The 13989-nt window shown below is 68.5% G+C and carries 19 protein-coding genes; 10 read left to right on the top strand and 9 right to left on the bottom strand.

The genetic code is table 11. From position 1 onward, the window contains the following. The first annotated feature begins 5 nt into the window (after positions 1-5). The gene (dmeF, locus tag GGQ97_RS02065) at positions 6-893 is read left to right on the top strand and encodes a CDF family Co(II)/Ni(II) efflux transporter DmeF (protein WP_168067413.1); all 888 of its coding nucleotides are present in this window, start codon (positions 6-8) and stop codon (positions 891-893) included. Then, the gene (locus GGQ97_RS02070; RefSeq protein WP_168067414.1) at positions 884-1444 is read left to right on the top strand and encodes a DUF2585 family protein; all 561 of its coding nucleotides are present in this window, start codon (positions 884-886) and stop codon (positions 1442-1444) included. Before dmeF ends, GGQ97_RS02070 begins: the two co-directional genes overlap by 10 nt. 1 nt (position 1445) lies before the next feature. Here GGQ97_RS02070 and GGQ97_RS02075 read toward each other — a convergent pair whose 3' ends face one another. Continuing rightward, positions 1446-1946 carry a DUF4142 domain-containing protein gene (locus GGQ97_RS02075; protein ID WP_168067415.1) on the bottom strand — a complete coding sequence of 167 codons (501 nt, stop codon included), beginning with the start codon at positions 1944-1946 and terminating at the stop codon, positions 1446-1448. 120 nt (positions 1947-2066) lie between these two features. On the opposite strand from GGQ97_RS02075, the gene GGQ97_RS02080 reads away from it, so the two are divergent. Next, positions 2067-2579: an acyloxyacyl hydrolase gene (locus GGQ97_RS02080; RefSeq protein ID WP_168067416.1), complete on the top strand. Its 513-nt coding sequence runs from the start codon at positions 2067-2069 to the stop codon at positions 2577-2579. On the opposite strand, the gene GGQ97_RS02085 is transcribed toward GGQ97_RS02080, so the two are convergent. Together GGQ97_RS02085 and GGQ97_RS02090 are read right to left on the bottom strand one after the other, a co-directional pair. Beyond that, positions 2576-2905, bottom strand: coding sequence for a FluC/FEX family fluoride channel (locus GGQ97_RS02085; RefSeq protein WP_168067047.1), 330 nt, complete (start codon positions 2903-2905; stop codon positions 2576-2578). The two genes, GGQ97_RS02080 and GGQ97_RS02085, sit on opposite strands and share 4 nt — an antisense overlap. A gap of 8 nt (positions 2906-2913) precedes the next feature. Further along, positions 2914-3876: a DUF808 domain-containing protein gene (locus GGQ97_RS02090; RefSeq protein WP_168067417.1), complete on the bottom strand. Its 963-nt coding sequence runs from the start codon at positions 3874-3876 to the stop codon at positions 2914-2916. Between the two features lie 110 nt (positions 3877-3986). Here GGQ97_RS02090 and serS point away from each other — a divergent pair, with 110 nt between their 5' ends. Beyond that, positions 3987-5246, top strand: coding sequence for a serine--tRNA ligase (gene serS, locus GGQ97_RS02095; RefSeq protein ID WP_168067418.1), 1260 nt, complete (start codon positions 3987-3989; stop codon positions 5244-5246). Further along, positions 5237-5950, top strand: coding sequence for an alpha/beta hydrolase family protein (locus GGQ97_RS02100; protein ID WP_342448423.1), 714 nt, complete (start codon positions 5237-5239; stop codon positions 5948-5950). Before serS ends, GGQ97_RS02100 begins: the two co-directional genes overlap by 10 nt. On the opposite strand, the gene GGQ97_RS02105 is transcribed toward GGQ97_RS02100, so the two are convergent. Beyond that, positions 5947-6381 carry a hotdog fold thioesterase gene (locus tag GGQ97_RS02105; RefSeq protein ID WP_168067419.1) on the bottom strand — a complete coding sequence of 145 codons (435 nt, stop codon included), beginning with the start codon at positions 6379-6381 and terminating at the stop codon, positions 5947-5949. The two genes, GGQ97_RS02100 and GGQ97_RS02105, sit on opposite strands and share 4 nt — an antisense overlap. A gap of 38 nt (positions 6382-6419) precedes the next feature. Further along, the gene (locus GGQ97_RS02110) at positions 6420-7178 is read right to left on the bottom strand and encodes a phenylalanine 4-monooxygenase (RefSeq protein WP_168067420.1); all 759 of its coding nucleotides are present in this window, start codon (positions 7176-7178) and stop codon (positions 6420-6422) included. Between the two features lie 227 nt (positions 7179-7405). Here GGQ97_RS02110 and GGQ97_RS02115 point away from each other — a divergent pair, with 227 nt between their 5' ends. Together GGQ97_RS02115 and GGQ97_RS02120 are read left to right on the top strand one after the other, a co-directional pair. Continuing rightward, positions 7406-7735, top strand: a complete 330-nt coding sequence (locus GGQ97_RS02115) for a DOPA 4,5-dioxygenase family protein (RefSeq protein WP_168067421.1) — start codon at positions 7406-7408, stop codon at positions 7733-7735. Between the two features lie 14 nt (positions 7736-7749). Next, the gene (locus tag GGQ97_RS02120) at positions 7750-7899 is read left to right on the top strand and encodes a hypothetical protein (RefSeq protein ID WP_168067422.1); all 150 of its coding nucleotides are present in this window, start codon (positions 7750-7752) and stop codon (positions 7897-7899) included. On the opposite strand, the gene GGQ97_RS02125 is transcribed toward GGQ97_RS02120, so the two are convergent. Next, positions 7893-8126 (bottom strand): 4a-hydroxytetrahydrobiopterin dehydratase, encoded by a 234-nt coding sequence (locus tag GGQ97_RS02125; RefSeq protein WP_245197813.1) that lies wholly within the window; start codon positions 8124-8126, stop codon positions 7893-7895. The genes GGQ97_RS02120 and GGQ97_RS02125 overlap by 7 nt on opposite strands. A gap of 74 nt (positions 8127-8200) precedes the next feature. Between GGQ97_RS02125 and hppD the strand changes: the two genes are divergently transcribed. From hppD to paaD, 3 genes are read left to right on the top strand one after another with little or no spacing between them, the layout of a single operon-like run. After that, on the top strand, positions 8201-9286 hold the full coding sequence (hppD, locus tag GGQ97_RS02130) for a 4-hydroxyphenylpyruvate dioxygenase (protein ID WP_168067424.1): 1086 nt from the start codon (positions 8201-8203) through the stop codon (positions 9284-9286). Beyond that, entirely contained in the window at positions 9283-10485 is a 1203-nt protein-coding gene (pcaF, locus tag GGQ97_RS02135) for a 3-oxoadipyl-CoA thiolase (protein WP_168067425.1), read from the top strand. Before hppD ends, pcaF begins: the two co-directional genes overlap by 4 nt. Beyond that, positions 10485-10916 carry a 1,2-phenylacetyl-CoA epoxidase subunit PaaD gene (paaD, locus tag GGQ97_RS02140; protein ID WP_168067426.1) on the top strand — a complete coding sequence of 144 codons (432 nt, stop codon included), beginning with the start codon at positions 10485-10487 and terminating at the stop codon, positions 10914-10916. The genes pcaF and paaD overlap by 1 nt, the downstream gene beginning before the upstream one ends. Before the next feature lie 4 nt (positions 10917-10920). Here the strand turns inward: paaD and GGQ97_RS02145 are convergent, their stop codons facing one another. Genes GGQ97_RS02145 through GGQ97_RS02155 form a run of 3 tightly spaced genes read right to left on the bottom strand, consistent with a single transcriptional unit; the run spans position 10921 to position 13987 of the window. Beyond that, positions 10921-11832, bottom strand: coding sequence for a chorismate synthase (locus tag GGQ97_RS02145; protein WP_168067427.1), 912 nt, complete (start codon positions 11830-11832; stop codon positions 10921-10923). Further along, positions 11829-13118, bottom strand: coding sequence for a 3-phosphoshikimate 1-carboxyvinyltransferase (aroA, locus tag GGQ97_RS02150; protein ID WP_168070638.1), 1290 nt, complete (start codon positions 13116-13118; stop codon positions 11829-11831). The genes GGQ97_RS02145 and aroA overlap by 4 nt, the downstream gene beginning before the upstream one ends. Further along, positions 13115-13987: an SDR family NAD(P)-dependent oxidoreductase gene (locus GGQ97_RS02155; RefSeq protein ID WP_168067428.1), complete on the bottom strand. Its 873-nt coding sequence runs from the start codon at positions 13985-13987 to the stop codon at positions 13115-13117. Before GGQ97_RS02155 ends, aroA begins: the two co-directional genes overlap by 4 nt. Positions 13988-13989: the final 2 nt, after the last annotated feature.

Below are 13989 nucleotides of genomic sequence, written 5' to 3' on the forward strand. Positions count from 1 at the left end.
GGGCAATGCCGACCCATGCGCACGACTTCCTCGGGCACGCCCACGACCGCAACGCCCGGCGCACCCGCTGGGTAGTGGTACTTAGCGCCGTCATGATGGTGGCGGAGATCGTCACCGGGACCCTGGCCGGTTCGATGGCGCTGGTCGCCGACGGCTGGCACATGGCGACCCACACCCTTGCGCTCGGGGTCAGCGCACTCGCCTACAGCTTTGCCCGTCGCAACAATGGCGACGAGCGGTACAGCTGGGGCACCGGCAAGGTCGGCAGCCTCGCCGGCTTCGCCTCCGCCCTCGGCCTCGCCGCAGTGGCGCTCGGCATCCTCTACGAAAGCGGCGTCCGCCTGTTCGAGCCGCGCACGGTGGCCTACGGCGACGCGCTGATCGTGGCGGTGATCGGCCTGATCGTGAATCTCGCCAGCGCTGCGCTGCTGGGTCACGGTCACAGCCACGACCACGACCATGCCCACGATCACGGCCACTCCCACGGAAGCGACCACAACCTCCGCGCGGCCTATCTCCATGTCCTTGCCGACGCGCTGACCAGCGTCCTGGCGATCGCCGCCCTCGCCGCGGGCTGGTGGTATGGGGTCGGCTGGCTCGATGCCGCGGTCGGGGTGGTCGGTGCTCTCGTGATCCTCAACTGGAGCCGCGGCCTCGTCGCGGAAACCGCCGCGGTGCTTCTCGACAAGGTCCCCGACCAGCATCTGTGCGACGATCTCAAGCGCCGGATCGAAGGACCGGGTGACGTCATCGTCCACGACTGGCACTTGTGGGCTGTCGGGCCCGGCCGCTACGCCGCCATCGTCTCCGCCACCGGCGCGCCCGCCAGCGAGATCCGCCGCCGCCTCGGCGACGACAAGAGGATTGCCCATCTGACCGTGGAATGCGCGTGAGCAAGAAAGCCCGGCCGTTCGTCGCCACTGCCCTCGTCGTCCTCGCCGCCGCCGCCATCCTGTGGCTGATGGGCCGTCCGCTCACCTACAAGGGCGGGCTGATCGAACTGTGGGGCCCGGTCGGCGCGAAGCAGAGCCAGATGCTGCTCGACTGGTACAGTGCAAGCCACGTCGTTCACGGCTTCCTCTTCTATGGCCTCCTCCATCTCGTCGCGAAGCGGTGGCAGCCAGGGCAGAAGCTGCTCGCCGCGACGCTGGTCGAGGCGGCGTGGGAAATCGTCGAAAACTCCCCGGTGATCATCAACCGCTACCGCGAGGCGACCATCGCGCTCGGCTATCGCGGCGATTCGGTGCTCAATTCGGTCAGCGACATTGCGATGATGATCGCCGGCTTCCTGGTTGCGGCGCGGGTGCCGGTCTGGGCCAGCGTGATGATCGTGCTGGTGCTCGAGCTCATTTCGCTAGCGATCATCCGCGACAATCTGACGCTCAACATTTGGATGCTGCTCAGCCCCGACGATGCCGTGCGGGCCTGGCAGGCAAGGGCCTGAGCTACCTCCGAACGATGTGATCGAGGTGCCCGCGGACCACCGGCACCGTGGCCGCCGCCACCCCGCGCATCTGCGGCACGTCGCCGCGGCGCGCATATCGATCCATCAGTGCCAGCGCCTGCCGGTGGCTGGTGACCTGCTGGGCGCGATAGGTGGCATCGAAAGTTGGTGAGCGCGAAAGGGCGCTCAGCATGTCGAGGTGCATCGGCAGCATCTGCGTCGGCACACCGAAACCCGCGCTTGCCGCGGCCGCGCGCAGCTGCGCGCTGGTGTTGGTGTGGTCGCGGATCATCAGTTCGGCATGCATCCGGATCCCGGGGTCGCGGCTGCGCTGGAGGGCCAGCCGGCTGCTTTCCACCTCGAACAGGTCGGTCGACGCCGCCATCGCGATGAAGGCGGGCGCGACCCGCGGGGTCGTCGTCATGCCTGGCGCGGTGGCGCAGCCGGCGAGGCCCAGGCCGCCCAGCGCTGCGACAAGGGCAAAGGGGAGGAGACGACGCATCGAGGCACTCCATTTAGGCAGGGGCATCATGAATGCTGAAGCCTCCATCGGCAATGCAGTTCCCCATGCCGGGCGTCTCAAGTGCTTGGCGTCCAAGCGCTTTCAGACCTATGAGGGGCGATGATCAGATCCGCATTGCTGCTTGCCGCCGTCCTGTGCGTCCCCTCCGCTGCCTCCGCCGCCGAGGTCTTCGCCGGCCTCCACGCCCATGGCGTCAAGACGCCGCTCAGCCTCAACTCCGACCGCGAAGGCGGTGCGGACGTCAGTGCGGGCATCCGTGGCGGGCGCATCGCCGGCACGCCGCTGCAGCCCTATGTCTTCGGCCAGCTCAACACCGACGGCGGCACCAACTTCCTCGCTGCCGGCCTGTCGGCGCGGTTCGGTGACCGCCTCTACGTCCGGCCGGGGGTCGGGCTCGCGGTGCACGACGGGTCGGCGTCGAAGGTCGACCTCCCCGATCGCCTCGCGCTCGGCAGCCGGGTGCTGTTCGCGCCCGAGGTTGCGATCGGCGCCCGACTCAGCGACAGTGTCGGGGTGGAGGCGAGCTGGGTCCACTTCAGCCACGCCCAGCTGGCGGGCAAGCAGAACCCCGGCATCGACAACCTCGGCGTTCGGCTGAATTTCCGCCTCTAGCGGGTCAGCGCCAGGCCCAGCGCAAGCCCGGCCAGCGATCCGGCAATCGTCAGGCCGGCATAAAGCAGCGCGGTGCCGGGCGCGCGGGTCCACAGCAGCACCGTGTCCAGCGCAAACGCGCTCATGGTGGTGAACCCGCCGAGCAACCCCACTCCCAGCAGCAGCCGCGCCTGCTCGGCTCCGCCGCTCCGACCGAGCACCCCGGCGAGCAGCCCCATCGCCAGGCAACCGATCAGGTTTACCGCCAGTGTTCCCCACGGGCTCGCCACCAGCCCGCCGAGCCACCAGCGGAGCATCGCCCCGCTGCCGCCACCGACGAAGACCAATAGGGCGCTCAGTGCGCGCCCGCCTCGACTTCGGGGGCCTTGCGGCTTGGCAGGAGGCCCAGCAGCGCGACGATGACGCCGCCGACCACGATGCCCGCGACCGCGCCGCCAAGCGCGTTCAGCACCCATTCCCAAACCGGCACCGCGAACCCGATGCCCTCGGCAATGCTGTGGGACGCGTCATGGACGAAGTGCGGGATCGCCGCGGCGATGTTCAGGTCCTCGAGCCCGTGAAGCAGGATCTGCCCGCCGACCCACAGCATCGCCGCGGTTCCGATCACCGCCAGCGCGGCCAGCAGCTTGGGGACTCCCCGAACCAGCGCGCGGCCGAAGCTCTGCGCGAAGCTTGGCCCGCGCTCGGCCAGGTGCAGCCCGATATCGTCCAGCTTCACGATCAGCCCGACGACACCGTAAACGCCGATCGTGATGGCGATCGCCACCACTGCAAGGATTCCGGCCTGCGTCCCGATGCTGTTGGCTTCCACTTCCGCAAGGGCGATGGCCATGATCTCGGCGGACAGGATGAAGTCCGTCCGGACCGCGCCCTTGACCTGCCGGTCCTCCAGCTCGCCGGGATCGGAGACATCGATCAGTTCCTCGGCCGTATGGCTGTGCCCACTAACCTTTTCCCAGATCTTGTGGGTCGCTTCATAGGCAAGGAAGGCGCCGCCGATCATCAGCAGGGGCGTGACCGCCCATGGCGCGAACGCCGCGAGCAGCAGCGCGGCGGGGAGCAGGATGACGAGCTTATTGAAAAGCGATCCACGTGCGATCTTCAGAATGATCGGCAGTTCGCGGGCGGGGCTGAGCCCGGTGACGTAGCGCGGGGTGACCGCCGTATCGTCGATCACCACCCCGGCCGCCTTCATCCCGGCGCGCCCGGCGGCGGCGCCGACATCGTCGACACTGGCAGCGGCAAGCTTGGCAATGGTCGCCACATCGTCGAGCAGCGCGGCAAGTCCGGAAGGCATGTGATCCCCTTGTTTGTCGCCCGACTGCAAAGACGCAAGGCGAGTGCCGGTCAAGCCTCGGGAGGTCGCAGAGGTTGCGTCGCGGGACGCAATCGCGCATCCGCCACCCCATGCTGGACCTCGCTTTCCTCCGCCAGAACCGCGACCTCGTCGCCCGCGCTGCTAGCCAAAAGAACGTAGCGGTGGACCTCGACGCCATCCTCGCGCTTGAGGCGGAGGTCCGCGCCAACAAGACCGACATCGACCGCCTGAGGGCCGAGCGCAACGCCATTTCGGCCGGCTTCAAGACCGCCGCGCCGGAGGAAAAGGCCGAACTGGGCCGCCGTGCCAAGGAAGCCGGGGCGAAAGCGTCCGAGCTCGAAGCTGGGATCGCCGACAAGGAAGCCGAGCTTCGTGACGCCCTGCTCCGCCTGCCCAACATTCCGTGGGAGGGCGCTCCGGTCGGGCCGGACGAGAACAGCAACGTCGTCATGCGCACCGAGGGCAAGCTGCCCGACTTCGGCTTCACGCCGCGCGACCATGTCGAGCTGTGCGAGATGAACGACTGGGCCGACCTTGGCCGCATCGTCCAGGTCTCGGGCAGCCGCCAATATTGCCTCAAGGGCCGCCTCGCCCTGCTCGAGGCCAATCTGATGGCCTGGGCGCTGGGCAAGATCGCCGCCGCCGGCTTCACTCCGATCACCGTCCCCGCGCTGGTCCGCGAGGAGGCGTTCGTCCGCCAGGGCCAGTTCCCCGGCCACAAGGAGGAAACCTACCAGCTTCCCAACGACGACCTGTGGCTGGCGGGCACCGCCGAGGTGGCGCTGACCTCGCTTCATTCGGGCGAGATTCTCGACCTCTCGAAGGGCCCGGTGCTCTATGCCGGCTATTCGCCCTGTTTCCGCCGCGAGGCAGGCAGCGCGGGCCGTGACGTTCGCGGCCTGCTGCGGGTCCACCAGTTCGCCAAGGTCGAACAGTTCGTCATCTGCGAAGCCGACGAGGCGGTGTCCGCCGACTGGCACGCCAAGCTGCTCGGCCTCGCCGAAGCGCTGCTGGCCGACCTCGAAATCCCCTATCAGGTGATCGAGACTTCGACCGGCGACATGGGCCTCGGCAAATTCCGGATGAATGATATCGAGAGCTGGGTGCCGAGCCTCGGCAAATATCGCGAAACGCACAGCTGCTCGACCCTGCACGACTGGCAGGCCCGCCGCGCGAACCTCCGCTACCGCGATGCCGAGGGCAAGGTTCGCGTCGCCCACACCCTCAACAACACCGCGCTGGCGAGCCCGCGGATCCTCGTGCCCCTGCTGGAGAACCACCAGACCGAGGACGGCCGGGTGCGCCTGCCCAAGGCGCTGCAGGGCCTGATGGGCGGGGAGTGGCTCTGAACGGGCGCGATCATCTCGCCCCTCCGGGCTATCGCCGCCTGACCGAGGCGCTGAGCCTTGCGCCGCGGCTCCTCAACGGCTTCGGCCATCTCGGACCCCGGGGACCGGTCGACGGACCCCCCGCGCTGGTGATCCCCGGTTTCGTCGCCACTGACCGAACCACCCTGGAGCTTCGCCGCGCCTTTGCCGAGGCAGGGTTCCGTACCCACCCCTGGGCGCTCGGCCTCAACCGCGGGGCCCGTGTCGATACGCTTGAGCGGCTCGAACGGCGGCTGGTCGAAGTTGCTGGCGACGACGGAAAGGTGCTGGTGATCGGCTGGAGCCTCGGCGGCCTGTTCGCGCGCGAACTCGCCCGGCACCGCCCCGACCTCGTCAGCGCGGTGGTGACCCTCGGCTCGCCCTTTTCGGGCGACCTGCGCGCCAACAACGTCTGGCGGCTCTACGAACTGGTCGCCGGCCACAAGGTCGACAATCCGCCGCTTCCGCGCATCTGCGACAAGCCGCCGGTTCCCGCCCTCGCCCTCTGGTCGCGCCGCGACGGCATCGTCGCCCCGGCCTCGGCCCGCGGCCAGCCGGAAGAGAGCGACGAGGCGGTCGAGCTTGGCTGCAATCACATGGGGTTCGGCGTGTCCCGCCCGGCCACCCGCGACGTGGTGCGACAGACGCTGCGCTTCCTTGGCAGCCGCGGCCTGCCGACCCCCTAGGCCTGCTGGGTCGGGATTACCGCCAGCGTGATCCGCGACAGGCAGACCAGCTTGCCGCGCTCGTCGGTGATTCGGATCGTCCAGATCTGCGTGGTCCGCCCGATCGCCTCAGCGCTCGCCCGAGCGGTGACCAGACCGTCGCGCACCGGGCGGATGTGGTTGGCGTTGATCTCCAGTCCGACCACCACCTTGTGTGCCGGGTCGACCGTCATCGCCCCGGCCATGCTCGCCACCGTCTCGGCCAGCGCGACGCTGGCGCCGCCGTGAAGCCGTCCGAACGGCTGGTGGGTGCGATGATCGACCGGCATGGTCGCCTCGACCCAGTCCTCGCCGCGCGCGGTGAACACCATGCCGAGGTGCCCGGGCATGGTCGCCCCGCCCAGGCGGGTGAAATTAGCGGCGTCGAAGTCGGGGGAATGCCAGATGCTCATACGCCAATGCTAAGCAGAAGCACCGCCCCCGCGCCAGCCTAGGGCAGCGGCCCTTCCAGCGCCTCGACCACCTCGTCCATGCCGTCGGCGACCAGGTAAAGCGGCTGCATCGCATCGTGCCGGTAGGGCGTCGCCACCGCCGTTGCCGGCGTGAACCGCCGCCGCTCGATCGCCGGATCCTCGAGGCTCTTGGCGGCTTCCCCGAAGCTCGACGCCAACCCCGCGCCAAGGATGCGGGTCTCGCCCTCCTCCCGGACCAGCCCGAACTCGATCGTGTGCCAGTACATCCGTGCGACCTTGTCGCCCTCACCCGCCGCAATCGCCCTCACGCCCATTTCGCCGAACGTCCGCATCGCGTCGGCCACCGCCCGGTCGGCCAGCATCGGCACATGGCCGTAGATGTCGTGGAAGCAGTCGGGCTCCTCGAGATAGTCGAGCTCGGCGCGGGTGCGGATGAAATTGCCGATCGGGAACACCCGCTCACCCAGCATCGCGAAGAACGCCTCGTCGGGTACCAGCCCGGCCACCGCCACGCAGCGCCACCCGGTCAGCGGCTGCAGCCTGTCGTTCAGGCGTCCGAGTTCGGGAATCCCGCCGTCACCGAGCCCGATCCTGCCGAGCCCGTCCATGAACCGCGACACGATCCGCCCCTGCAGCAGCGCGGTCTGGCGGTCGTGCAGGATGTCCCACGTCTCGTGATCCTCGGCGCTGAACCGGTCCCAGCCCTGGTCCACCACATAGGCCTGCCAGCCCGGCAGCTGCGGGTTGGCCTCGGCACGATGGAATTGCTTGAGCATGTTGGACGGTCCTCGAGAAACGAACACAAAAAAACCCGCCTGGCGGTGGCCGGGCGGGGTGGCGGAAAGCTGGTCCTGTCAGACGCGCGTCAGCCGATCCCCACCTCGTGGCGATAATAAGGAGCGGCGATGGCGACGTGCGCGGTCATGGGCGGAGCTTATGCGCGTTCGAACCTGAATGGAAGCCGACCCTTTCGAACCGCCTCCTCGCTCCCCATCTCGGCCCCATGGCGATCCCGAGCGACTTCCACGTCCACCTCTATTTCGATCCGCAAGAGGTCGATCTCGCCCGCACGGTCGCGGCCGAGGTGGCGGAGCAGTTCGGTGCCTCGGTCGGCCACTTCCACACCGTTCCGGTCGGGCCGCATCCGCGCGGATCGGTCCAGTTGACGGTGGCGCCCAATCGCTTCGGCGAGGCCGCCTGCTGGCTCCCGCTCAACCGCCGTGGGCTGACCGTGTTTGCGCACCCCTCCACCGGCAACGATCGTTCGGACCACACCCAGCACGTGATCTGGTTCGGGCCGAGCGAGCCGCTCGCCACCGCGATGTTCGACTGAAAGGAACAACGACTATGACCGACGAAGGCAAGCGCCTTACCAAATATGCGGCCGTTGGCGCCCTGATCGCCATTCCGCTGCCCTTTGCAATGCCGGTCGGCGCCCTGATCGGTGCTGCACTCGGCGCCCGCAAGAATCGGCAGATCAGCGGTCGCTACTACTGAGCCGCAAGTCGGTCGATTACCTCCGCCAGCGCGCGATCTCGGTCGGTTACCCCGCCCGCGTCGTGGCTGGTCAGGCGGAAGTCGACCCGGTTCCAGACGCTGGTGAACTCGGGATGGTGATCGACCTTCTCGGCATGCAGCGCGACCCGCGTCAGGAAGCCGAACGCCTCGCTGAAATCGGCGAAGCGGAAGCTCCGATGCAGCGCGCCGTCCCGTTCTTCCCACATGCCCGTCACCCCTTGCAAAGCTTGAAAAGGGACCATGCCCGGCGCAAGGGACCGGTGACAAGGAGATCCCCCCAATGGCTACCGCCACGCTCGAAAAGGGGCCGCTCGGCCTCGAGAACCCGATGGGCACCGACGGCTTCGAGTTCGTCGAATATGCCGCCCCCGAACCCCAGCTGTTGCGCGACCTGTTCGCCAAGCTGGGCTTCCCGGCCGTGGCCAGGCATCGCACGCAGGACATTACCCTGCACCGCCAGGGCGACATCAACTTCCTGATCAACGCGCATGACGAAAGCCATGCCGCCGACTTCTCGAAGGAGCATGGCCCCTCGGCGGTCGCCATGGCCTTTCGGGTCAAGGACGCCGCCGCCGCCCACGCCCGCGCGCTGGAACTCGGCGCCACCGACGTCACCGCCAAGGGCCTCGGCTGGCCCGCGATCGAGGGCATCGGCGGCTCGCTGCTCTATCTGATCGACCAGTACGGCGATCACGGCGACGCCTATGCCGACCTGTTCGACTATCTGCCCGGCCACGAAGAGGCGATGCAGGCGTCGGCCAGCCACCTCACCTATCTCGACCACCTGACCCACAACGTCCGCCGCGGGCGGATGAACCATTGGGCCGAATTCTACGAGAAGCTCTTCAACTTCCGCGAGATTCGCTATTTCGACATCGAGGGCAAGGTCACCGGCCTGTTCTCCAAGGCCATGACCAGCCCCTGCGGAAAGATCCGCATTCCGCTGAACGAGAGCCAGGACGACAAGAGCCAGATCGAGGAGTTCCTCCGCAAGTATAACGGCGAAGGCATCCAGCACATCGCGCTCGGCACTACCGACATTTATTCCAGCGTCGACATCCTGAAGTCGCGCGGCATCCCGTTCCAGGATACGCCCGACACCTATTACGACCTGCTCGACGCCCGCGTGCCGGAGCATGGCGAGCCGATGGAAGAATTGAAGAAGCGCCGCATCCTCCTCGACGGCGCGCCGACGGAGGGACAGGGCCTGCTGCTGCAGATTTTCACCCAGGAAGTGATCGGCCCGATCTTCTACGAGCTCATCCAGCGCAAGGGGAACGAGGGCTTCGGCGAGGGCAACTTCAAGGCCCTGTTCGAGAGCATCGAGCTCGACCAGATCCGCCGCGGGGTGATCAGCGCGGAATGACCGACGCCTTCATCTGCGATTACGTCCGCACTCCAATCGGCCGCTATGGCGGCGCCTTGTCCTCGGTCCGTGCCGACGACCTCGCCGCCATCCCCGTCCGCGCGCTCAAGGACCGCAATCCGGGCGTCGACTGGGCGGCGCTGGACGACATCATCCTCGGCTGCGCCAACCAGGCGGGCGAGGATAATCGCAATCTCGCGCGGATGGCCGGGCTGCTGGCGGGCCTTCCGCACGACAGCGGCGGCGTGACCCTCAATCGCCTGTGCGGGTCGGGCCTCGACGCGGTGGCGATGGCTGCCCGAGCGATCCGCTCTGACGAGGGCGACCTGCTCATCGCCGGCGGCTCCGAAAGCATGAGCCGAGCGCCGTTCGTGATGGCCAAGGCGACCTCGGCGTTCGACCGCAACGCCGAGATCTACGACACCACCATCGGCTGGCGCTTCGTCAATCCGAAGATGCGCGATGCCTATGGCGACGACACCATGCCCTCGACCGCCGAGAACGTCGCCGACGAGTTCTCGATCAGCCGCGAGGACCAGGACCTGTTCGCGCTGCGCAGCCAGGAAAAGACCGCCGCCGCGCAGGGCAACGGCCGCTTTGCCGCCGAGATCGTCGGCGTCGATATTCCCGGCCGCAAGGGCGAGGTGACGACGGTCGACAGGGACGAACATCCGCGCCTGACCCCGCTCGACAAACTGGCCGCGTTGAAGCCCATCGTCCGCAAGGACGGCACCGTCACCGCCGGCAATGCCTCGGGCGTCAACGACGGCGCCGCCGCGCTTCTGATCGCATCTGAAGAAACGGCGAAGCGCTTCGGCCTCACGCCCAAGGCCCGCGTGCTGGGCTGCGCCGTCGCCGGCGTGCCGCCGCGCATCATGGGCATCGGCCCGGCCCCGGCGACCACCAAGCTGCTCGCCCGCCTTGGCCTGACGCTCGACCAGATGGACGTGATCGAACTCAACGAAGCCTTTGCGGCGCAGGGCATCGCCGTCCTGCGCCAGCTCGGCCTCCCCGACGATGACGCCCGCGTGAACCCCAATGGCGGTGCCATCGCGCTCGGCCATCCGCTCGGTATGAGCGGTGCGCGCCTCGCCGGAACCGCCGCGTTGCAGCTTGAACAGGCCGGCGGCCGCTATGCGCTGGCGACCATGTGCATCGGCGTCGGGCAAGGCATTGCGATGGTGATCGAGCGGGTGTGATGCAGCCGATCTGGGACGTCCTGGCGCAAGTCCCCGATCCCGAGATCCCGGCCGTCTCGGTGGTCGAACTCGGCATCGTCCGCGACGTCTCGGAAGAGAGGGTGGTCATTACCCCGACCTACTCGGGATGCCCCGCGACCTTGTTCATCGAGCAGAGCATCCGCGCCGCGCTCGACGCGGCCGGCTATCGCGGGACGACGATCGAGACCGTGATCAGCCCGCCCTGGACCACCGACTGGATCACGCCGGAGGGCCACGAGAAGCTCCGCCGCTACGGCATCGCCCCGCCCCTGCCCTCGGGCGAAGTCCACTGTCCGCAATGCGGCTCAGCGGATGTCGAAGAAGTCAGCCGCTTCGGCTCGACCCCGTGCAAGAGCCAATGGCGCTGCCGCGACTGCCTGGAGCCGTTCGACCGCTTCAAATGCCACTAGGGCGTCAGCCGCACTGTCCCCGGTGCAGCAGCTTGTGATCGGCCAAGACCAGCGCGACCATTGCTTCGACCACCGGCGCGCCCCTGATCCCGACACATGGATCGTGCCGCCCGCCGATGCCGATGCTGCTGGTCGGCTTGAACGCAGCGCGGAGGCGGATCGGATGACCGGTCGCGATTCCGCCGTCGATGCCGCTGGCCTGCATCAGCGGAAGGCTCGCCCGCCCGCTCGCCCGGCCGGCCGCAAAGCCCTCCCCAATCTCGACGCCCTTCACCGCGTTGATCCCCATCACCGCCGCCGCAAGGTCGGCATCGAGCTTGGCGTAGATGGGCGCCCCCCAGCCGGGCGACGCGCCCTCGGCGACGCACTCGATCACCGCGCCAAGGCTGTCCTGGTTGCCGCGCGCCTCGTCGAGCAGACTTTCCCACCGCTCTGGATCCGCCTCGCCGCCGAGCTCGGCCACGGAGGCGGTCACCGTCACCTCGGGAATGATCAGTCGCGCGATGGCGCCTGCCGCGACCCGCATCGCGGTTTCGCGCGCGCTTGCCCGGCCACCCCCGCGCGGATCGCGGAAGCCGTATTTCGCGTCATAGGCGGCGTCTGCGTGCCCCGGCCGCGGCGGCAGGCCGGCGTAATCCTTTGAGCGCTGGTCGACATTCTCGATCATCATCGCGATCGGCGTGCCGGTCGTCCGCCCCTCGTACAGCCCCGACAGGATCCGCACCCGGTCGGGCTCCTGCCGCGGCGACACGTTCTTGCCCGTTCCCGGCCGACGCTGGTCGAGGAAGCCCTGCACATGCGCTTCATCGAGCGCGAGGCCCGGTGGGCAGCCGTCCACCACGACGCCGATCGCCGGCCCGTGGCTCTCGCCCCAGCTGGTGAAGCGGAAAAGCCGCCCGAAGCTGTTCCAACTCACGTCGCCACCTCTTCGATCTTCGCGCCGAGGGCCCGCATCGCGTCGCGGAACGTCGGGAAGCTGGTCCCGATCATCTCGGCCTCATCGACCGTGATCGGCGCCTGTGCGGCGAGCCCCAGCACCAGGTGGCTCATCGCGATGCGGTGATCGCCCTCGGTCCGCACCTGGCCGCCGCCGCGGATCTGACCGCCCTGGATCACCAGCGCATCGCCCTCGGCCCGCGCATCGACGCCGCAGGCGCTCAGCCCCTCGGCCATCAGCGCCAGCCGGTCGCTTTCCTTGTGGCGAAGCTCGTCGAGGCCTTCGATCCGAGTCTCGCCCCGCGCCCCGGCGGCGACTACCGCCAGCATCGGGATCTCGTCCACCATCGAAGGGATTTCCTCGGCCGTGAACTCGGCCCCGAACAGCGGTCCGAACCGCACCCGCACGTCGCCGATCGTCTCGCCGCCGCGCCCGCGGATGTTGGACATCGCCAGGTCCGCCCCGATCCGCTGCAGCGCCATGACGAACCCCGAGCGGTGCGGATTGAGCAGTACGTCCTTCACGCTCACCTCTGACCCCGGCACAATCGCCGCCGCGCCCAGCGCGAACGCAGCCGACGAGGGATCGCCGCTGACCTCGACCAGCCGCGCTTCCAAAGTCCGCTTCGCGCCCAGCCGGGCGATCTGCCCCTCGCGCGCAACGTCGACCCCGAACTCGGCCAGCATGATCTCGGTATGATCACGGCTCGGCACCGGCTCACCCACCTCGACCGACTGGTCAGTTCCCAACCCCGCCAGCAGCACCGCCGATTTCACCTGCGCACTCGCTGGCACATTGAGGTGCGCGATACCCCGCGTCACCGGTCCCTCGACCGTCAGCGGCAGCCGGTCGCCGCCCTCGATCCGCACCCCCATCGCCTCGAGCGGCCCGGTCACCCGCCGCATCGGCCGCTTCGACAGCGACGCATCGCCGGTAAAGGTCGCGCGCACGCCCTGTCCTGCCGCCGCGCCCATCAGCAGCCGCACCGCGGTCCCGCTGTTGCCGCAATCGATTGGCGCATCGGGCGAGCGCCACTTGCCCCCGATCACCCGCCAGCGCCCCGGCCCGAACTGCTCCACCCTGACCCCGAACGCCCGCAGCGCGTCGGCGGTAGCCAGCACGTCGGCGCTTTCCAGCAGCCCGGCGATCACCGTCTCCCCCTCCGCCAGCGCGCCGAAGATCAGCGCGCGGTGCGACAGCGACTTGTCGCCCGGGACGGGAAAGGCGCCGGCCAGCGGGCCCGAGGGGCGGCTGCGCAGTTTCAGCCGAGTGCCTTGCCGAGCTCGACCTGGCCCTGCTCCATCCCGCTCGCGGGCACGGTGGCGGTGGACAGCTCGCCGATCTCGTCCAGCCGCTGCAGGATGACCGACGCGGCCTCCAGGTCGTCCAGTCCCTTAATCGAAATGCCCTTGGTCAGCGTGATGTGCGCCTGCTCGACGCCCTGCGCGCCAGCCGCCAGAATGGTCCGGGTCGGCGCTTCCTCGTCCACCAGCGCGAGCAGCGCGGGGCTGACATATTCGGGGCCGAGCAGCTCCAGCGCCTGCGGGGGCAGCAGATTCTCGGTCATCGCGGTGCGCGCGGTCGGCGCCAGCGCATTCACGCGGATGTTGTTCTTGGCGCCCTCGATGGCGAGGGTCTGCATGAAGCCGACCAGCGCCATCTTCGCCGCGCCATAATTGGTCTGGCCGAAATTGCCGTACAGGCCCGAGCTCGACGTCGTCATGACGATCCGGCCGTAATTGCGCTCCCGCATCCCGTCCCACACCGCCTTGGTGCAGATGACGCTGCCCATCAGATGGACGTCCATCACCAGCCGGAATTCGTCCAGGGTCATTTTGGCGAAGCTCTTGTCGCGCAGGATACCGGCATTGTTGACGAGGATGTCGACCGCGCCCGCCTTGGCCACCATTTCGGCCACCGCGTCCTCGTTGGTGACGCTTGCACCGAACGCCGAGGCCTGCCCGCCCGCGGAGCGGATTTCGTCCATCACCGCTTCGGCCTGGGCGATATTCTGGGGCACGTCGTTGACGATCACCGTCGCCCCGGCCCGCGCCAGCAGCAGCGCGTGGGTGCGGCCAAGGCCCCCACCGGCTCCGGTGACGATAGCGGTGCGGCCTGCAAGCGATACGGGCATTG

Origin of the sequence: Sphingomonas kaistensis, assembly GCF_011927725.1 — a bacterium.
GTDB classification, from domain to species: domain Bacteria; phylum Pseudomonadota; class Alphaproteobacteria; order Sphingomonadales; family Sphingomonadaceae; genus Sphingomicrobium; species Sphingomicrobium kaistense.

Excerpts from the sequence above, each read along its gene's own strand:
- GGQ97_RS02120 (WP_168067422.1), top strand. The coding sequence starts at position 7,750 with ATGACCGACGAAGGCAAGCGCCTTACCAAATATGCGGCCGTTGGCGCC.
- GGQ97_RS02070 (WP_168067414.1), top strand. The coding sequence starts at position 884 with ATGCGCGTGAGCAAGAAAGCCCGGCCGTTCGTCGCCACTGCCCTCGTC.
- hppD (WP_168067424.1), top strand. The coding sequence starts at position 8,201 with ATGGCTACCGCCACGCTCGAAAAGGGGCCGCTCGGCCTCGAGAACCCG.
- serS (WP_168067418.1), top strand. The coding sequence starts at position 3,987 with ATGCTGGACCTCGCTTTCCTCCGCCAGAACCGCGACCTCGTCGCCCGC.
- paaD (WP_168067426.1), top strand. The coding sequence starts at position 10,485 with ATGCAGCCGATCTGGGACGTCCTGGCGCAAGTCCCCGATCCCGAGATC.
- GGQ97_RS02075 (WP_168067415.1), bottom strand. The coding sequence starts at position 1,946 with ATGCGTCGTCTCCTCCCCTTTGCCCTTGTCGCAGCGCTGGGCGGCCTG.
- pcaF (WP_168067425.1), top strand. The coding sequence starts at position 9,283 with ATGACCGACGCCTTCATCTGCGATTACGTCCGCACTCCAATCGGCCGC.
- GGQ97_RS02105 (WP_168067419.1), bottom strand. The coding sequence starts at position 6,381 with ATGAGCATCTGGCATTCCCCCGACTTCGACGCCGCTAATTTCACCCGC.
- dmeF (WP_168067413.1), top strand. The coding sequence starts at position 6 with ATGCCGACCCATGCGCACGACTTCCTCGGGCACGCCCACGACCGCAAC.
- GGQ97_RS02090 (WP_168067417.1), bottom strand. The coding sequence starts at position 3,876 with ATGCCTTCCGGACTTGCCGCGCTGCTCGACGATGTGGCGACCATTGCC.
- GGQ97_RS02110 (WP_168067420.1), bottom strand. The coding sequence starts at position 7,178 with ATGCTCAAGCAATTCCATCGTGCCGAGGCCAACCCGCAGCTGCCGGGC.
- GGQ97_RS02125 (WP_245197813.1), bottom strand. The coding sequence starts at position 8,126 with ATGTGGGAAGAACGGGACGGCGCGCTGCATCGGAGCTTCCGCTTCGCC.
- GGQ97_RS02115 (WP_168067421.1), top strand. The coding sequence starts at position 7,406 with ATGGCGATCCCGAGCGACTTCCACGTCCACCTCTATTTCGATCCGCAA.
- GGQ97_RS02080 (WP_168067416.1), top strand. The coding sequence starts at position 2,067 with ATGATCAGATCCGCATTGCTGCTTGCCGCCGTCCTGTGCGTCCCCTCC.
- GGQ97_RS02155 (WP_168067428.1), bottom strand. The coding sequence starts at position 13,987 with ATGCCCGTATCGCTTGCAGGCCGCACCGCTATCGTCACCGGAGCCGGT.